Origin of the sequence: Paenibacillus tyrphae (assembly GCF_027925525.1) — a bacterium.
GTDB lineage: Bacteria > Bacillota > Bacilli > Paenibacillales > NBRC-103111 > Paenibacillus_G > Paenibacillus_G tyrfis_B.
Map to the genome: position 1 here is coordinate 220,803 of NZ_BSDJ01000006.1, position 18,600 is coordinate 239,402.

General features: G+C 56.8%; 14 protein-coding genes. 8 read left to right on the plus strand and 6 right to left on the minus strand.

All coding sequences use genetic code 11. From position 1 onward, the window contains the following. The first annotated feature begins 44 nt into the window (after window positions 1-44). The 3 genes from QMG93_RS09745 to QMG93_RS09755 all read left to right on the plus strand — a co-directional run bounded on the left by QMG93_RS09745 (window position 45) and on the right by QMG93_RS09755 (window position 3,872). On the plus strand, window positions 45-929 hold the full coding sequence (locus QMG93_RS09745; protein WP_281935816.1) for a carbohydrate ABC transporter permease: 885 nt from the start codon (window positions 45-47) through the stop codon (window positions 927-929). Window positions 930-992: 63 nt separating this feature from the next. Continuing rightward, window positions 993-2,561 (plus strand): extracellular solute-binding protein, encoded by a 1,569-nt coding sequence (locus tag QMG93_RS09750; protein ID WP_281935818.1) that lies wholly within the window; start codon window positions 993-995, stop codon window positions 2,559-2,561. A 51-nt stretch (window positions 2,562-2,612) separates the two neighbouring features. Further along, the gene (locus tag QMG93_RS09755; RefSeq protein ID WP_281935820.1) at window positions 2,613-3,872 is read left to right on the plus strand and encodes a Gfo/Idh/MocA family protein; all 1,260 of its coding nucleotides are present in this window, start codon (window positions 2,613-2,615) and stop codon (window positions 3,870-3,872) included. 59 nt (window positions 3,873-3,931) lie between these two features. On the opposite strand, the gene QMG93_RS09760 is transcribed toward QMG93_RS09755, so the two are convergent. From QMG93_RS09760 to QMG93_RS09770, 3 genes are all read right to left on the minus strand, one after another. Next, a complete protein-coding gene (locus tag QMG93_RS09760) occupies window positions 3,932-4,129 on the minus strand; it encodes a hypothetical protein (protein WP_216788928.1) in 198 nt (65 codons plus the stop codon). A gap of 938 nt (window positions 4,130-5,067) precedes the next feature. Then, the gene (locus QMG93_RS09765; protein WP_281935823.1) at window positions 5,068-5,889 is read right to left on the minus strand and encodes a WYL domain-containing protein; all 822 of its coding nucleotides are present in this window, start codon (window positions 5,887-5,889) and stop codon (window positions 5,068-5,070) included. Next, window positions 5,876-7,192 (minus strand): helix-turn-helix transcriptional regulator, encoded by a 1,317-nt coding sequence (locus QMG93_RS09770; protein ID WP_281935825.1) that lies wholly within the window; start codon window positions 7,190-7,192, stop codon window positions 5,876-5,878. Before QMG93_RS09770 ends, QMG93_RS09765 begins: the two co-directional genes overlap by 14 nt. A 649-nt stretch (window positions 7,193-7,841) precedes the next feature. Between QMG93_RS09770 and QMG93_RS09775 the strand changes: the two genes are divergently transcribed. The 4 genes from QMG93_RS09775 (at window position 7,842) to QMG93_RS09790 (ending at window position 13,098) form a co-directional block, all read left to right on the plus strand. Continuing rightward, window positions 7,842-9,350: a TROVE domain-containing protein gene (locus QMG93_RS09775; protein ID WP_281935827.1), complete on the plus strand. Its 1,509-nt coding sequence runs from the start codon at window positions 7,842-7,844 to the stop codon at window positions 9,348-9,350. A gap of 146 nt (window positions 9,351-9,496) precedes the next feature. Beyond that, complete coding sequence (locus QMG93_RS09780) at window positions 9,497-10,285, plus strand: nucleotidyltransferase domain-containing protein (protein WP_281935829.1); 789 nt, start codon at window positions 9,497-9,499, stop codon at window positions 10,283-10,285. Between the two features lie 6 nt (window positions 10,286-10,291). Then, a complete protein-coding gene (locus tag QMG93_RS09785; RefSeq protein WP_281935831.1) occupies window positions 10,292-11,890 on the plus strand; it encodes a limonene hydroxylase in 1,599 nt (532 codons plus the stop codon). Further along, window positions 11,872-13,098 carry an RtcB family protein gene (locus tag QMG93_RS09790; protein ID WP_281935832.1) on the plus strand — a complete coding sequence of 409 codons (1,227 nt, stop codon included), beginning with the start codon at window positions 11,872-11,874 and terminating at the stop codon, window positions 13,096-13,098. Before QMG93_RS09785 ends, QMG93_RS09790 begins: the two co-directional genes overlap by 19 nt. A 165-nt stretch (window positions 13,099-13,263) precedes the next feature. On the opposite strand, the gene QMG93_RS09795 is transcribed toward QMG93_RS09790, so the two are convergent. Together QMG93_RS09795 and QMG93_RS09800 are read right to left on the minus strand one after the other, a co-directional pair. Continuing rightward, window positions 13,264-14,121, minus strand: a complete 858-nt coding sequence (locus QMG93_RS09795; protein WP_281935833.1) for an amidohydrolase family protein — start codon at window positions 14,119-14,121, stop codon at window positions 13,264-13,266. Between the two features lie 6 nt (window positions 14,122-14,127). Next, window positions 14,128-17,265: a GNAT family N-acetyltransferase gene (locus QMG93_RS09800; RefSeq protein WP_281935835.1), complete on the minus strand. Its 3,138-nt coding sequence runs from the start codon at window positions 17,263-17,265 to the stop codon at window positions 14,128-14,130. A gap of 181 nt (window positions 17,266-17,446) precedes the next feature. On the opposite strand from QMG93_RS09800, the gene QMG93_RS09805 reads away from it, so the two are divergent. Continuing rightward, complete coding sequence (locus QMG93_RS09805) at window positions 17,447-17,938, plus strand: DUF6884 domain-containing protein (RefSeq protein ID WP_281935836.1); 492 nt, start codon at window positions 17,447-17,449, stop codon at window positions 17,936-17,938. Window positions 17,939-17,987: 49 nt separating this feature from the next. On the opposite strand, the gene QMG93_RS09810 is transcribed toward QMG93_RS09805, so the two are convergent. Further along, the gene (locus QMG93_RS09810) at window positions 17,988-18,599 is read right to left on the minus strand and encodes a TetR/AcrR family transcriptional regulator (RefSeq protein WP_253414990.1); all 612 of its coding nucleotides are present in this window, start codon (window positions 18,597-18,599) and stop codon (window positions 17,988-17,990) included. Window position 18,600 lies beyond the last annotated feature (1 nt).

Genomic DNA, 18,600 nt, shown 5'->3' on the forward strand with positions numbered 1-18,600 from the left:
CGCGGCTGCGGCATAAAGCAAGATACGGAGGTGCAAACAACGCTATGATTCGTAATCGCACATGGCAGGAAAAAGCATTCGGGGCCGTCAACGGGGTGCTCCTCGTGATCATCGCGCTGCTGATGCTGTTCCCGTTCTACTATATGACAATCGTGTCGTTTACTTCCTATTCGGAGTACGTGAAGACCGAGCTGCTGCTCGTTCCGACCAGCTTTGTACTCGATGCGTACGCCTATATTTTTCAATCGGATTCGTTCGTGCGTTCGCTTGGCGTGACCGTCTTCGTCACCGTCGTGGGCACGTTCGTCAACCTGCTGCTGACTTCGATGATGGCTTACGCTTTGTCGCGCAACATTCTCGGTAAACGGGTGTTTCTGTTCCTCGTCCTGTTCACGTTCGTCTTCGGGGCGGGCATTATCCCGACGTACATGATCGTCAGCGCCACCGGCCTGATCAACTCGTACTGGGCGTTAATTCTTCCCGTCGCCATCAACTCGTACAATCTGATCGTCATGCGGCAGTTTTTTCTCAATATTCCGCACGAGCTGACAGAGTCGGCTTTGATCGACGGGGCCAACGACCTGCAAATTTATGCCCGCATCATTCTTCCGCTGTCCAAGCCGGCGCTGGCCGCCTTCGGGCTGTTCTCGGCCGTGGCCCATTGGAACACGTATTTCTCGGCGCTGCTATATTTGAACGATCCGGCCAAATGGACGGTGCAGGTCATGCTGCGTCAGATCGTGATTTTGAGCCAGGCGGGAAATATTTTGTCCGAAGGGGTGCAAGCGGCCCGGGGGCTGCAGGTTCCACCTGCGGAAACGATCGGCATGGCGGCGATTCTGGTGTCGACGATCCCGATTCTCGTGCTGTATCCGTTTCTGCAAAAGCATTTTGCGAAAGGGGTGATGTTGGGCTCGGTCAAAGGTTAGGGGGTTGGATATTCGGTTTGACTGATGTACCATAGCATTACACCTTAAGGAGGATATGCATCCATGACAATGAAACGGTCTGTTTCCGTTCTGCTTTCGCTCGCCGTAGCGGGTAGTATGACAGCTTGCTCCGGAGGAGCGAACTCGGGTGCGGCGGACGCCGGCAAAGGCGGCGCGGACGCCAAAAATAAAAAGATAACGATCACCTGGTTCTCGGGCACGTGGGAAAATCCGGTGCCGGGGCCGGACAGCGAAGCGGTCAAAGTGATCAACGAGAAGTTCAATGTCGACTTCAAGCCGCAGTATGTCCCCTGGGATACGTATGACGAGAAGCTCAGCGTGACGATGGCTTCCGGCGATATTCCGGACGTTATCGGCATGGAGCTGGTAGATGCGAATTATATGAAATGGGCGAAGCAGGGCGCTTTTCTCCCGCTGAACGACTATCTCGACAAATATAATTCGTTTAAGCCGGTGCCTTCCAACGTCTGGGATATGCTCAAGGTGAACGGCAAAGTGTATGCGGTTCCATACTTCTTCAACGCCAAGGGCGGCAAAAAGCCGGTCATCCGCAAAGATTGGCTTGATAAGCTGGGACTGCCGATGCCGACGAATTACGAGGAGCTGAAAAAAGTCGCCATCGCGTTCGCCAAACAGGACCCGGACGGCAACGGCAAGGACGATACGATCGGCCTCGGGTTGGCCAAAAACATTTACTACAGCCCTACGTTCAGCCCGTATTACGGCGCTTGGTACGAAAAGGACAAGAACGGGCAGTACATCCCCGACATCGGCGAAGGCAGTAAGGAAGTCGTCAAGTTTCTGTCGGATCTGTACAAGGAAGGCGCGATCAAGAAAGACTGGGCCGTTACGAACTACAACGACGTGTTCAAGGCGTTTAACGCCGGGAAAGTCGGAATCTGGTACGAGGAGCCGGGCGGCAATCTCATCAACTACAAGACGCTGGCCGAGAATGCGCCGAATGCGGTGCTTGCGCCGCTCCCTGCCTTCAAAGCACCGGACGGCACGCAAGGCATCCGCTCGCTGGCCGGATACTACAAGATGTATCTGCTGAGCGCCAAGCTGAAGAACGATCCGGAGAAAGTGCAGCGCATTCTCGAAATCATGGACTATTTCCGCGAATTCACGCCGGCGGACCAGCGCAACGCGAAGAATGAAAAGTACGATTGGCTGAACGGCAAAGAAGGCAAAGGCTACAAAATGGAAGACGGCGTGCCGATTCCAATTAAGGAAAACCGTTCCAACGTTGCGCCGAGCGCATACATCAACACCGAAGGCTGGGCGCCGAACGACCAAGACTTGGAAGTGTTCATCAAAGGCTCGAAGTCGCCGCTCGAAAAGCAGTTTAACGAATCGGTGGTCTCGTATCTCAAGACGTCCAAAATTTATCTCAGTCCCGTGATGGCCGTTCAGTCGCCGCTATATAACACGAAATGGACCGAGCTGTCCCAGTTCCTGAACGACGAGAAAACGAAAATGATCGTCGGCCAGCGGCCATTTTCCGATTGGGACAAGATGGTAGATGAGTTTATGGCGAAGGGCGGCAAGGAAGTCGTCGACGAAGTGAACAAGCTGATCAAGGACAACAACGCCAAGGTTGGCTGGCAGTAAGGTCTGAGGCCAGTTGATGAGTACGATATTCGGAAAAAGGAGCCCGAGAGCATGAAACCAATGACAGCCGTCTTGATCGGAGCCGGAGCGAGAGGGGCCGGCGGTTATGCGCGGTACGCGCTCGATTGTCCGCATGAATTGAAATTCGTAGCCGTCGCGGAGCCTAACGCCGAGCGCCGGGATAAGTTCGCAGCCGAGCACGGTATTTCCCGGGAAAACTGCTTCGAGACGTGGGAGGAGCTGCTCAGCCGTCCGCAGATGGCCGATATCGCCATGATCTGCACGCAGGACCGGATGCACTACGAACCGACGCTGCAGGCGCTGGATCTCAAATACCACGTGCTGCTCGAAAAGCCGATGTCGCCGGACCCGCGCGAATGTGTGGAGATGGAACGGAGGGCCTTGGCAAACAACCGGCTGCTGACGATCTGCCATGTGCTGCGCTACACGCCGTTCTGGGCAACGCTGAAAAAAATCATCGCGGAAGGCCGCATCGGCGAGGTCGTATCGATTCAGTTGAACGAAAATGTGGGCTATTGGCATATCGCTCACAGCTTCGTCCGCGGCAATTGGAACAACTCGGACAAATCCAGTCCGATGATTCTGGCAAAATCGTGTCATGACATGGATGTGCTATCATGGCTGATGGACCAGCCCTGCGTGAAGGTCAGCTCGTTCGGCTCGCTGATGCATTTTCATTCGGGGAATGCGCCGGCCGGATCGACGGATTACTGTATCGACGGGTGCGCGGTGGAGGCGGAATGCCCTTACTCCGCTCCCCGGTTCTACCTGGGTGAAGGCAAAGCCTGGGCGCGCCATTATACGGAGGAGCTGACGCGCGAGAACATCGTGAAAGGCCTGCGCGAGTCACCGTACGGCCGCTGCGTCTACAAGTGCGACAACAACGTGGTCGACCATCAGGTCGTCAACATGGAATTCGCGAGCGGAGCTACGGCGATGTTCAGTATGTGCGGCTTCACGCGGGAGCAGGAGCGCCGCATCCAGATCATGGGCACGCTCGGCGAGCTTCGCGGGGAAGAGAGCACCATTACGCTGATGGATTTTCTGACGCACCAGAAGACGGAGATTGAAATCCCGCCGCAGGTCAGCGGCCACGGCGGCGGAGACAGCGGCATCGTGCGCAGCTTCCTGCGCGAGGTGCGGAGCAATGCCGGCGGGGAAAGCCTGACCTCGGCCAGCGCTTCTGTGCGCAGCCATTTGATGGCTTTCGCGGCCGAGGAATCCCGCTTGAACGGCGGCAAGGCCATTCTCATCGATGATTACTATAAGCAGGTTGTAGCGGCGACATAAGTCGTCGGCTTTGCCGGGATGCATGCGCTGAGCTCCCCGTCGCTTGAGGGCTGTTGCCTTTAGGCGGTGGGGGGCTCTTGCGTTTTTGCGATGCGGGCGTTGTCCGCCTTGAGCTCTGCCCGCTTCTGATCGAGAAGCTGCTGCTCGATACGGGATAGCTTGCGGGAGATCGTTTGCAGTCGATAAACGACATAGATCGGAAAGGCCAGGAAAAGAAGAGCGAACAAAATCACATTAGGCCAATGAATTGCGTACATCGGGACAGCTCCTTTTTCGGTTCGTTTGGTGGAAGTGTTAGCACGACTTGCCGTGATGCTGTTGGAGCGGAGCTTTTTGCTCCATTTCGCAATTGGCCGCTGTAGATATCGTTCGCGGGCAAAGTTGTGCGCTCATAGGGCGGCGGGCTTGGGATTCGGATTCGGTGCACGCGAATCCCAAGCTTGCGTTTGGCGCTGCGCTGCTGTATGCGAGTTTGTTAAGCCCTGCGCGGCTTTGATTTCTCTTGGATGATGGGTCTTGGATGACGGATTGCAGGGAGAGACTTCCAAGGATAGAGGAACTGGCGTTCGTTATTTGGCTGTTTTGCTCGTTGCCGGGGGCGATAGAGGAACTTGGTGCCTCTATTCTGGCGAATGATGCCAGATTCACCGGCTTTTGCCGTCGAGCCGGGATAATTGCGCACCTGAGTTCCTCTATTTTTCAGAATAGGGCTATTGGAAGTATTTTAGCGCATCTGGGTTCCTCTATTGGTTTTGCGAAGGTCGCTACTGAGATAAAGATTGCAGCATTGCTTACGAATGGCCGCATGGAGTAGGTTTCCATCGGAGGTAATCGAGCACTGTGAGTTGAAAAGTCACTTCCAAATGCACATTGAGGTCACAGTGTGAAGTGTCATCGAGCGCCACATAGCAGCATTGTAGAGATGTTGTCATCGGGCATCTAGCGCATCATAGGCGTCAAAGAGCATCCGTCGGGCGTCTAGCGCATTATAAGAGCCTGGAGCCATTCAGCATCATCGAGAGCTCCTCACGCGCCATCCAGATCACCAGCGCTCTAATGTCCTCCGGCCTCAGAAGGATGTCCCTCGATTTCCCGACAGATCGATCCGACGCCCGACGCGTCATCCTAACAGTGGCGTCACTATGCTGCCGACCGGCTCGGGCCGAGGCCCGAGCAAGACCCGGTCTGCCGCCGCTCACAGAACAACCTGCGGCTCCTCCGTTACCCCGTACCGGTTCAGCGCCTTGGCCGCCGATTCCCGCATGCGCCGCTTGAGCTTGTCGCCTTCGACCACCCGGACCCGCTTGCCGAGAAAGCGCAGCTTGGACAAAACATATTCGCTCTCGTCCCCGAGGAATGTCAGCCGGATCGTGTAGCAGTCAGCTGCGTCGTCGTACCCGACCTGCTTTTCGAAGCACGAGAAGGCGTAGAGGATGCGGGAGAGCTCATTATTATACTCGCGCACCACCTCGATGACCGCCGATTCCTTCCGGCCCTCCAGCATGCGGTTGATGTCCGCTTCGACAGCAGCGGCTTCCTCTGCCGAAACCGGTTGTTCTACAAGCCCCACGATATGCTGCAGCTTTGTATTCATCAGCGCCCGATGCCGAAGATGATACCAAATCAAATACCATTCCCGCTTGACCATCGAATATTCCAGCTTGAACGGAAAGCCAAGCTGCTCCTCGAACATTCGTCCGTCTCTGATCCGGTGGTTGACGAGTATGCCGTTTTTCCTCAGCATGATCCGCCGCAAGGGGCGCAAGAGCGGATGGTAGACCTGATGCTCCCGGCTTTTGGCCTTTTCCCCGAAGCCTTCCTTCATATCCAGCGCCGAGTCGCCATCGAGCATACTTTGCAGCTTCTCCAGCGTCTCGGGTGTAAAAGCTTGCTCCGACGCCGGATGCTCCAGCATCGCTTTGAGCCATGTCCGCTCATGGGAGGTGACGGCGAGCGTGCCCGTTTCGTGGAGGCGGGACATGACCTGGTAATTAAAAATTTTTTCAAACGGATTCATAATACGCTGCGATCTCCTTCCACTCCTCAATCAGCTCCCGACGCAGATGCTCCGGCGCGAGTACTTCACAGCTGGAGCCGAAGCTGCGCAGCCAAGGCTTGATCTCGGTCGTCCCGTGCACCTTGATTTCATAGATAAAGGAAGCTTCGTCTTCTTCCGTAATTTGTCCCCACTGCCCTTGGAGCAGCACGCGCTCCTTGACAAAATTGGGCTGCGGAGCCTCCGGACTGAAAAACCGCACCCGCACCGTAAGCGGCTTTCCCGTATCGATAAGCCAACTGTAGCGGGTTTTTTCCTCCAACAGGTGCAGCTTCTCGCTGAACGTTTCCTCGGATACGGCCTCGTCTTCGTTCAGTTGTGTCAAGCCTTCCAAACGGAACTTCACGATCCCTTGCCGGCTTTCCGAGCCAAGCAAATACCACCGGCCGTATTGATGATCGTAGATCACCTTAAGCGGCAGGATCACGACCTCTTTTCCCTCGGTTTCGCGTTCGAACAGCGGATTCGTATTTTTCGAGGCGTAGCTTTTGCGCGTCCTGGGCGAGAAATAAAGGAACCGCACCTTTCGGCGCTGACGGATGGCTCCAAGCAAAGTGAACAAATGCGCTTCGTCCAGAATGCGCGAGTAATAATGGTACTTGTACAGAAAAGGCTCTCCGGTGACATTTTCCGCGTTGCCTGCTTGCTGCAAAGCCTTCTTCACGCTATCCCGCAAAAGATAGCCTTGAACGGACGGCACCTGCGTATTCGCCATAATGTCAACGTAATCGTAGAGATCGAGAAGCTCCTCGAAGGTCAGGTCTTTGACGAGCCGGTCGTGAACGCGGTACCGGTATGGCCTTCCTCCGTGCTCTTTTACGATAACGCCGACTTCCTCCAAATACTTCAGGTCCGAGCGAATCGTTTTCTCGTCGGGCAGCGGAAGCTCCGCGGGAAGATCGCTGCAGCACGCATCGAGCAGCTCCATGACGGTCCGCGCTTCCTCCTGCATGGCGGCGAGCAGCAGCGACAGCCGGTAGCTTTCCGATTCCTTGAGCGACTTGGCGCGGTATAAGAACAGCAGCATCGGGTCTGCGGACTCGTAGTAGCTGAAGCGGAGCGTTTCGGCGAATTCTTTGCCCTGCTCCTGCGGGAGCTGCTGATACACCGTGTTTACGATGTCCTTCAGCCGCCGGATCGTTTTGTCGAAGGTATGTACGGAGATGCCGAGCCGCTGCGCGAATTGCTGGCGGCTGTAGGCGCCGCTGGTCAGCACCAGCATGCGCAAAAACTGAATTTCTTTATCGAAGCTTTCTCTGGCCATGGACAACCTCCGCTTTCGTAGCTGTTCCTTTTATTGTAACAGGGAAGGGAATTGGAGAAAAAGGAAAACTTTCTCTCTCGTCGTAATACTTTCGCCATGTTCGCGGGGCGGAAAATAAGCGATGATAATACACGTAAGGCCGACGCCAAAAGGCAAAAGCTTTACGGCAAAAGATCACCGAGGCGCTTGGAAGGGTTACTTCGCCTCTTAAGCGACAGGTCGCCGGTTCGAGTCCGGCTTCCGCTATACGGCGGAATAGCTCAGATGGTAGAGCAGTTATTGTACCTTTCCGCCCACTTCCTCGGAGATCTTCAACATAGGAATACCGAAGCGAGGCGCTTGAAAGGGCTCCTTCGACTTTATGGGAAAAGAATTGACGGCAAAAGCCGGGCGTCAGAGACGCCATGCGCCTTTTCGTTTTTCCCTCGCTTCGATCTTAATAAGTTAATAGTACGGCGAGGCGCCGGGGAGGGTTCCTTCGCATCCAAGCGGCCAAAAGACTATTGGGCAATACGGCAGGTTCGAGTCCTGCGCCAACCTTCCTCACTTTTCCTCGCCGGGTCTATGATGAAGCCGTTTTTGCTCCGGCAAAAACTAAGAATATGCTTACGAAGCAGTTTTTTGCTACGCAAAAAGGAGGTCCCCAACCATGAGTTTCGCTAAAAAAATGTTCGGCGCGATGCTGCCGACGACACATAACAAAGACGGATTCCCTGCTTATGCGCGTTCGGCCGAAGAGCAGTACGTGCAGACGCTGTTGACCAATACGCTCGGAAATACGTTTTACGCCGATCAAAACGAGCTGCTGAAGGATGCGCTTGAGCTGCATCACGAAATGGCCCAGCAGAACCCGCAATTTATGGCCAAAGCGCTGGTGTTCGCCCGCAACGAGGGATTCATGCGGCTGCAGCCGCTGGTCGGACTCGCCATACTGTCGTCTTACCGTCCAGATTTGTTCGCCAAGGTATTTGACCAAGTGGTCCGGATTCCTTCCGATTTGTCCGACTTCCTGACGATCCTGCGGGGATTTGGCCGCGGGCAGGGCGGCCGGGCCGTGAAACGGCAGGTGGCCCGCTTCCTCTCCGGGGTGTCCGAATACTGGGTGCTGAAGTACAACGGCCGGGGACGCGGGTTCAGCTTGGGCGACGCGATTGCGACGTCGCATCCGAAGCCGGCCGATCTCAAGCAGCAGGCGCTGTTCCGTTACCTGCGCGGGCAGGAGACGAGTCTCGCCATGCTCCCGCAGGTGGAGGCGCTGGAGCAATTGAAGCGGGCGAGAAGCGAAGCCGAGCAGCTCGCCTGCATCGAACGCGGAAAGCTGCCGTACGAAACGGTGACGGGCGCGATCAAGCCGTCCAAGGCCGTGTGGGAGGCATTGCTGCGCCAGATGCCTACGTTCGCGCTGCTGCGCCATTTGAACGCGCTGGATCGCGCGGGCGTGTTCGAGAAGAAAGCGAACCTGGCGTTCGCGGTGGAGCGTCTGACGAATGCCGAGGCGCTGCGCAAAGCGAAAATTTTGCCGTTCCGGTTCGCCAAGGCGTTCCGGGAGGTAGAGCGTCCGGAGCTGCGCGACGCGCTTCGGGCGGCGGTGGAGCTGACGTTCGCGAACTTGCCGGAGATCGGCGAGAACACGGCGATTTTCCTCGATATTTCCGGTTCCATGCAAGGGGAATATTTGCAGATCGGGTCCGTATTCGCCTTGGCGCTGTACAAGAAAACACAGGGGAACTCGTTGTTCTGGTTGTTCGATACGGAAGTGACGGACGCCAAGCCGTCTCGTCACGACAGCATTTTGACGCAGGCGGAGCGCATCCGTTCCCGCGGCGGAACCGATACCGGCGCCCCTGTGCGCAAGCTGTTTTACGAAAACAAGCGGGTCGATCAGATCATCATCATTACGGATGAGCAGCAGAACAGCGGCAGCCCGTTTTACGCCGAACTGGCAAAATACCGCGCCAAGGTGAACCCGCACGTCAAGGCGTTCATCGTCGACATTGCGCCGTACCGCTATGCGATGGCGCCTCCGGCCGACCGGAACACGTTCTATATTTACGGCTGGAGCGATACGGTGTTGTCCTATATTGCGCAAGCGGTACAGGGCTACTCGGACATGACCGGGAAGATCGACGCCATGGAGCTTGGCGGAGGCGAAAAGTAACGATCCATTTTCATCTCATCGGTCCTATTCGGATGACATTTTACGCGCACACCGTAAAACCATCTATAAGAACATCGGGCCATGGACCGCTGAGGTCGATGGCTTTTTCCGTTACCACCATCTCGATCCAAGGAGGGAAAACCGCGATGACCGACTTTCGTCAACCTATATTAGAAGAACTGTGCCACATCGAGCGGCAGGAGCAGGTGCGCATCCTGTACGCCTGCGAATCCGGCAGCCGGGCGTGGGGATTCCCGTCAAAAGACAGCGACTACGATGTCCGTTTTCTATACGTCCGGCCTGTCGAGTGGTATTTATCCATATTCGATCAACGGGACGTGATCGAGCGGCCGATTAGCGACAAGCTCGATATCAACGGCTGGGATTTAAAGAAGGCGCTGAACTTATTCCGCAAATCGAACCCACCGCTGCTGGAATGGCTGCAATCGCCGATCCCGTACTTTGAAAAATATTCTGCGGCGGAGCGTATTCGCAGTATCTCACCGCTGACCTTTTCCCCGAAATCATGCATGTATCACTATCTGAATATGGCGAAGGGCAATTACCGCGAATACTTGCAAGGGGAGCAGGTCAAGATCAAAAAATATTTTTACGTGCTTCGCCCGGTTCTGGCCTGCGAATGGATCGAGCGGTTTAACGCGATGCCGCCGATGGAGTTCGATATGCTGGTGGACCGCTTGGTGCCGGAGGGCAGCGAGCTGAAAAAAGTAATCCGCGAGCTGGTAGAACGCAAAATGGCGGGAGACGAAATGGACTACGAGCCGAGAATCAACCCCATCAACGAGTATTTGGAACAAAAAATGAATCATTTCGAGCGCGCGGCCGTTCATTTGAAAAGCGCCGAAGGCGGACAGGCTGGCGAGCTTGACAGACTGTTCCGTACCGTGCTTAGCGAAGTGTGGGAGAACAGGTGATTAACGATGATGAACCGATTGAATCAAAATACGCTTTATCCATGGGCCGGGAAGCCTTCCATCTATGAATACATCGTGTCTGCGCTGAATGATCAGGGGCGCCTTAGCGATGCCGAGCTGTCGGATGACGACGAGTATTGGGCCGGGCATTCCGTGCGCTGGGTTGCGGGGGGCATGGACGGGACATTCAGCCACCACGCCGGAGGGCAAGCGGATACGGCGAAGGTACAGGTGCTGGTGCAGCTTCTTGTCAAGCAGAGCCGGAGTCCGGGTACCAAAACGAGACGCGCCACGTACCTCAAGCTGATGCAAGAGGATGTGTTAAGTATCATTGACCCGCTGCTGGAATCGCTGCGGGAGCACCCGGGAGTCGTCATTCCGAATCTCTATCAGGAAGCGGAGTGGTTTGCAAGATCCGGGGCGCACCGCAATGTCGTCAAGCTGGGGATTGCGCTGTTGGGCCAGTTCGAAACCGAGAGACACCGGGAACTGGTCGTTACGCTGGGCAAGCATGACGAATTTACGCTCTATTCGGCGGTCACGATTCGTGGCAGTCTGGACAACGCCAACGAGACGCTGTTCGAATTGGCCAAGGCTGTAGACGGCTGGGGAAAAATCCAACTGGTCGAACGCCTGGAGCCGCAGACGCAGGAAATTCGGGACTGGCTGCTTCGCCATGGATGCCGCAACAGCGTCATGAACGAATATTTGGCCTGTTACTGCGCGCGTAGCGGCGGGCTGGCCGAAGCGCTGTCGCAAACCTCCGTGGATCTGGAGCTGTATGACGGGGCGGGGGTCATCCTCTCTGCACTGCTGTCCGGTGGGCCTGCGGAAGGTATCGACGACTATGAGGACGCGGCATCGGCGGTAAGCGATTTTCTAAGGTATTCGCAGACGATGTGCGTGACCACAGCGCAGCTGTCGGTTGTGACGGATGTTTATGATTTTCTAAACGAAGATGGTCAGCGTTGGGAGCAGCGGTATGACAGGGGCTGGTCAGGTGATCTGCGTGAAGCCTGCAAGCGGCTGTGCGAGAACGTCATCCGCGACGAAGAATGGCCGTCCAAAATAGGGGAAGGTATCCGCTCGCAGGACAGCGCGGTACGGCAGCATGCGATATATGCAGCCAAACGGCTCCGTATGGACATCTGGGAGGAGCTATTCGGGCAGCTTCCGGAGCATCCGCTGGAGAGCGGCATGTATTATGAGCTTGCGCGAACAGATGAACCGGAGCGGATGGACCGCTTGGTCCGTTATGCGGAAGCGCATCTTCCATTGAAGGAGATTTCCAGTGGTCCGAAGGACGAAATCGGCTACGGGGAGCAGTATGGGCCGCATCAATGCCTGCAAAGCCTGCTGCAGGCACTGGATGTTTTCGAGGGGTACGGGATGAAGTTGATCGCCGCCGGTTTGCTGAGCCCGGCAACCATGAACCGGAATATGGCGTTGAAATGCTTGGAGGCGTGGCCTCTCCCGGTTTGGGGAGAGGAAGTGGCAGCCGCTTTGCAGGAACTGATCGCCTCCGAGCCGAATGAACAAGTAAAGGAACGAATTACGAAGCTTTTGCAGGAAAAGGAGCTGGCGGCATGGCTTATCAAATCATAGACGGCGTCCGCGTCTGGGGGAACCCGGAGGCAGGCGCCTTGGCGCAAGCAAAAACGTGCGCGGAGCACGGAAATGTCGTGCAGGCGCTATTGATGGCGGACCACCACAAGGGCTACAGCCAGCCGATTGGCGGGGTGATCGTCTACGAAGGACAAATTTCGCCGTCCGGCGTTGGGTACGACATCGGGTGCGGGAACAAAGCGGTGCGAACGAACCTGCTGGCTGCGGATATCCGGCCCAGGCTGGCGCGCATCATGGACGACATCACACGGAACGTTTCGTTCGGCATCGGGCGTGTAAGCAACAAGAAGGTGGATCACGAGCTGTTCGACGATCCGGATTGGTCGGTGTATTCGTCGGTCGGGCGTCAGGAGCACCGCAAGCTGAAGGCGCTTGCCCGCGATCAATTGGGAACCGTAGGCAGCGGGAATCATTTCGTCGATTTGTTCGAGGAAGCGGGGACGGGGCGGCTGTGGATCGGCAATCACTTCGGCAGCCGCGGGTTCGGCCATAAGACAGCCAGCGGCTTTATTAACCTTGCGGCGGGCAGGGAGTTTTTGGCCAACGCTCCGGGGGAAAAGATGGACCAGCCGCCGGTGCTGCTCGATTTGGACAGCGAGCTTGGCGATATGTATTACCGCGCCATGAAGCTGGCCGGGCGGTACGCGTATGCCGGAAGGGATGCCGTCATCCGTCAGGTGCTGGCGATTTTGGGAGCGGACGCGGAATTCGAGGTACATAACCACCACAATTATGCGTGGAAAGAGACCCATGGCGGCCGGGAAACGGTCGTCGTGCGCAAAGGGGCGACGCCGTCCGCTCCCGGCCAGCTTGGATTCATCGGCGGCAGTATGGGCGACATCTCGGTCATTGTCCGGGGGAAGGATACGGAGGAAAACAGGGCGGCCTTCTACAGCACGGTGCACGGCGCGGGAAGAATCATGAGCCGCACGCAAGCGGCCGGCAAAATGAACTGGAAGACGCGCACCCGCTCGGGCGGCCTCATCTCGGAGACGCAGATGCACGAGGCCGTGAGGAGCTTCGGCGTCGAGCTTCGCGGAGCCGGGACGGACGAAAGCCCGTTCGTGTACCGGAAGCTTCAGGAGGTGTTAGACGCCCACGCAGAGACGATCGAGGTGCTGCATGTGCTGAAGCCAATCGGCGTATGCATGGCCGGTGCTGACGAGTTCGATCCGTATAAGGACTAGCCGCTCTAATTTTTAATCCAATTTTGAGCTTCTTTTAAGGTGTGCTTAAGCTTCGGGCCGCATACTAAAGAAGATCCCGTTACTTAACATATATCTTTGGTCCCCGCCGTCGCTGCCATCGACGAGGCGGGGATTTTTTTGAGCGTTTATGCGTCGTATAAGCGGCTACTCCACGAGCGGAGCAATTTTCGGAAACACTTGCAGGGCAGTTTTGTAAAAGACGTGCTCATGATATGCCTCCGGAATCAGCTCCTGCACGAATTGCAGATAAGGCTGCACGGGGGCGAGCGGCCAGTCCGTGCCGAACAGCATCTTCTCGTAATGGTCGCAGTACGTCACCGCGTGGCGCAGATGGGCGAAAAAGAGCGGAGAATCCTTGAGCCGCGCGCATTCTGCGGCATCGCCGACCATCAGGCCGGACAAATCGGCGAACACGTTGCGGTTCTTGTAGACGATTTCGGCTCCGTCCAGCACCCATGGATCGCCGAAGTGGGCGATCATAAAGTTGACGTCGCGGTGGGCGACAGCAACCTCGTCCACCGTCAGCGGGTGGGAATATTTCAGCAGGCCGCGCTCCGAGTACGTATCGCCCGTATGATAGACGACCGGGACTTTGTACTGCTTCGCCAGCTCGTAGACCGGCTGGTAGACGTCATCGTAGGCATAGTACGGATAGTAGCCGAGGTAAATTTTGATCCCGACCGCCTCCGGCCGCTGCAGCGCTCGCTCCAGCTCATCCAGTCCGGCGTTGCCCAGCTTGAACGGGTTAACGCCGGGGCAGTATACGATCTGCCCCGGATACGAGTCCACCATATCAAGTCCCATCGGCGTCGGGGCTTCCCGGTCGGGGAAGCCTCCGGCGGCGGTCTCCGTTACCCCCATGCCGATGCCAAGCACGACGCCGTTCTCGGCGTATTCGCGCAGCAGCCCGTCAACGGAGTAATCGACGAACGAGCGGTTGTCGGCCGTTTCCTTAAACGAAGCAATATGAGACAAGTGCATGTGCGCATCAATGATTTTCATTCCGCATTACTCTCCTTCCGTGTCACTGGTTTCAAGTATAAGAGGGAAGGCGAGTCTGCGTAAAGTATCCAAGCTGTCCGTCGGCAGCGGGGCGTCCGGGAAGACGAGGAACACCGGAGCCGAGCGGTCTACGCTTCCGTGAGGGAGGCGAACTCTCCGCGTGAGGGACAGGCAGCAGATCTCCTTGTTCGTGTAAACCGAAGGGCGATTGGCTGCTTCGTCCGTAACGATGTGCATGACTCCGGTCCGGCTATCAAGGCCGAACACATAATCCTTCGTCTCGCGCACGCTGAGCTCCCCTTTTCCGAGAGGGTAACGCAGCGCTTTTCCGTTCGGGGTGCAGGTTTGCAGCCACCCATAGCCGTCCGTCTCGTCAGGACGAAGGAATAGCTCACTGAGCATCGATTTGTCCAGATACGTTCCCGTGTTCTGACGGATGTCCGTCATATAAGCGAGCACCGGTACTCCGGGGAGCATCAAATAGTAGCTGTCCATGGTTATCCCTTTGAACGTATCGTGGTTACGGATGGATTGACGGACCTGGATACCTGCCCAGACGTTGCCTTTCTCGTCGGAAAGACGGACAAAAGCGGCGGAATGCTCTTCTTTGCGCACGGATAACGGCCCCATCTCGTCGAATTGGCCCGACAAGCCGCCGGTCCAAGGATTCCACCACGATTTCGCACCATATTCGGGAAACCCGGAAGCGAGCCATTCCCGGCCCTCGACGGCTAGCGAACGCAGCCCGGGGTAATAGTCGGCCGCTGCGGAGATGCGGATGATTCCATTATCGGCTTCAAGCACCGAATAACCGGCTTCGGTCGATGTCGTGCCGCTGACTTCGCCGGCCGAAACCGGGAACAACGCGGCATGATACGCCTCTTCCTGCGCGCCGAGTCGCGCTTCCACCCGGACCACGCGGCAGCAGGATGCCGGCGGGGACAGCGTGAAGCGGGCATCCGTCGCCTCGTCGTCAGGCGATAAATGCACCTGCTCCGACGTTTCGGCCGCATCCATGTAGCGGGCGGAGAGCTCGCCTTCCCATACGGTCTGCTTCGCATCCCGAAGCGTGACCGGCACTTCTTCCGCATCCGGCGGCACGAACGGATTTCCCTCATTGGCCGTCAGCTCCACATGGCGGACCGGCGGCGGAGTCGTTTCCCGTCTGATGCGCTTCAGGGCAAAATCCCGGAGCGAGGTCCAATCGTCGAACCCGCCCATAGACAAGAAGATCGTATCCGAGGTTTTCGTTTCACCGGCTTCCAGCCGTCCGAAGCGGGTTTCCAGCTCCAGATACCAATCGCCTATATTCATCCGGTGGTTATCGGACCAGCAAATTCCGTATGCGCTTCTGGCGCCGCGGGCGAAGAGCCAAGGCTCGCTAATTTTGGAGCCGTCCCAATACTCGAAATCGATGCCGTGGGAGTCGGTTGTTTCGACGATTTGACCGTCATAAGGCAGAACGATTCCGTACAAGTCGTGACGAATGCGCTGGGAGATCCACATTTCGCTGACGACGGAGGCATCCGAGTCGTTTTCCAGCTCCTGCCACAGCTTCATCGTTCCGTCGGCGTACAGCAGCGTGTGGAGATGCAGCAGCAACTGCGGGAACGCATCCGAGCGGTACGTATGGCGGAAGCCGACCGCTCCTCGTTCTTCTTTTGGCTCCACACGTATCGGCTTTTTCCGGGTGAATTCGGCGGAATACGGCTTGCCTATCGACGGCGGGAGCAGCATGATCTGCTCGTCCTTCCGGTTCCAGGCTCGAAGGAACGTTTCGTTGTGATCCATATCGTATTCGATCCCATAGCTGCCGTTCACGGCAACCCGGTTGTCCTCCGTCTCTCCGGTAAACATCGCCCCGGGTCCCCCGAAGGCTCCGCCAACGAAACGGGTGAACGTCACCTCCGGCCCGTTGTCCGGAACGGCCCGGATTTGAAGCTGAGCTTGGTAGAAACTGTAGTCGAGCAGACGGTACGGAACTGCCAACGAGATCCGCTCCTTCGCTTCCAGGCGCGCTTCGAAAGCCCGCTGGCCGAGCGCAAGCCAGGTTTGTTCCGGCAGCTCGAAGGAGAACGTGGCCGTCTCCGGGAAATGGTTTTCCATATCGAGGTACAGGACGTAATTCCCGCCAAGCGCATGCCTTGCATCCGGCACCCGCATCGTCAGGCCGGCCGGAAATTTCGGGACGATGCCGACCTTGAGCAGCGCTTCCAGCCCGTTAATTCGAACCCGCGTTTGCACGGCAGGGCAGGTGCGCCATTCGCTTTGCTCTTCCTCGATGGCTCCGACGAAGAAACGCGCGGCGATCCGTTCTTCGCCTTCCACCTGCAGCTCGCTTTTCCAATCGAATTCGACATTGCGGTCCGATTCGCCCTGAAGCTCAAGCTTAAGCGGGGCGCCCGATTTGTTCACGATGCGGTATTCGATAGTATACTCGCTTCCGAATACCGGCTCGGCCTGCTCCGCGGTTGCGGACAGCAAGTAGTCCTCCGTTTCGATGAGGCAGATGCCGCGGCCTCTGCGCTCGATATCGACGCGAAGCGATTGTCCGTTCTTGTCCCACGCGTAAGTGTAGGTATCGAAGCCGTTCACTTTATCGCCGTCCGGTTTAACTTCGATCGTCCGCTTCAAATCGGCGTACCAATCGGTATCTTGAAGATAGGGGGCAAGCGCTTCGCAAGCCGCCACCTGGGGGATGAAGTTCATGAAGTGCGTCGCGTCCTCGCGGTCTTCCCAGAAAAAGCCGCATCTCTTGTACAGCGGCACCGCCTTCATGTTGGCTTCCCAAGTGTACAGATCGACGCGCGGCCAGCCCAGGCGGATCGTTTCCTCCACCGCCCGCAGTACGAGCATTTTGCCGATTTTTCGGCCATGGTAGTCCGGGCGTACGTTCAATAGCTGGATGTAGAGTGCGCCGGTATCCTCGCGGTATTCGCCGAGGCTGCAGTATCCGACGACTTGACCGTCGCAGACGGCGAGAAAGACGGCCAAAGCATCCGAGTTTTCCTCGTCCTGGCGAATCTGCTCGGCTGTCCGGACAGCCGGTCCGCCGCCCCATTCGTCTTGGCTTCGGTTCCACATCTCGGCTACGCTTTCCGCATAATCAGGGTGGTAATGTATGATGTTCACATGCGCTGTCATTTTGGTTCCACCTCGGCTCCAGTAAAATATAGAAGATAATGGATATACGTCCGAGAAGGGGGGAAGGTTGCAGGTCCGGGGAAAAAAGAAGGGGAAGACCGCTCCCGCGGCGAAGCAGTAAGCGGCAGACAGCTTAGGATGCAGGCTGCTCGCGCACAACGACGGAAGGAGCGGGACGAATGTGAACAGACTGTGCATCATCCCTTGCGGAGCCAAAAAAATATGGGATACCGCCGCTGCACCGTCGGGTCCTTGCCCGGCCAACCAAGCGTACATTTCACCCCTTCACCGAAAATGCCAGGCGTATGCGGACCGCTATTTTGACCATTGGGCGATATTGTCGGCCAAGCACGGTTTTTTACTTCCGGACGACAAGCTCTACGAAAATTACAATGTCGCCTTTGGCAGCGGTCACCCGGCAATCATTTCATTGCACGAGTTGAAACGTCAAGTAAGCGAAAAACGGTTGGACCGTTTTGAGGAAGTTGTCGTGCTTGGCGGCAAAAAGTTTACCGGAATCGTTCCCGAGGTGTTTTCCGGGGAGACACGGATTTATTTTCCGCTGGTCGGGAGCCGAGGGATCGGGGATATGCTGCAAAAGCTGAACCGTGCTCTGGAGCGCAACGAACCGTTCGATGGCGTTGTTGGAATAAGGGAAGAAGGCTTGGAATAGGAGGAGCTCCCGCCGCCGTCCTGTCGACAGAGCGGAAGCTGCGGGAGAGTCAGGAGCCGTCCGGCTGCAAATTCCGATTGCCGCAAAACTCCTCGATCGTTTGCGCTTTCATGTCGTCCAGCGGGAATCCCGAAGGATAGTTGGTATACATCAGCATGATGCCTTGGAGCGTCGAGGAGAAGTGAAGGGACCGTTTCCGGGGATCGGGAGCGCCCAGCTTCTCGAAAATTTCGCATTGGGCCTCGAATTGCTCCGCGTAGGCGCCCAGCAGCCGGTTTCCGTGCCTGGCCACAACTTCATCCTGTCTCGGACAGGTGAACAAGTTCAAGTAGAAGCGGAATACTTCCGGCTGCTCGCGGACGTTGTCCAGCGCCCCTTCGACGATATGGCGGAGCTGCTCGGCAGGGGTTTCTTTGGCGGCTGCGGCTTGCATCACTTCGAGCACCTCTTCGATACGAAGATCGACCATGGCGGCCAAGAGCTCCTCTTTGCCTTTGAAATAATTGTAGAGAAGGCCCTTTGAAATGTCCGCCCGCTTGGCTACATCGTCGATGGATGCGGAGTGGAACCCTTTCTCGATAAAAAGCTCCGTGGCCGCTTGTAAAATTTTATCTCGGGCGGCGCGGCGAATCCGTTCGTTTTCCTCCGGCGTTCGGGGCATG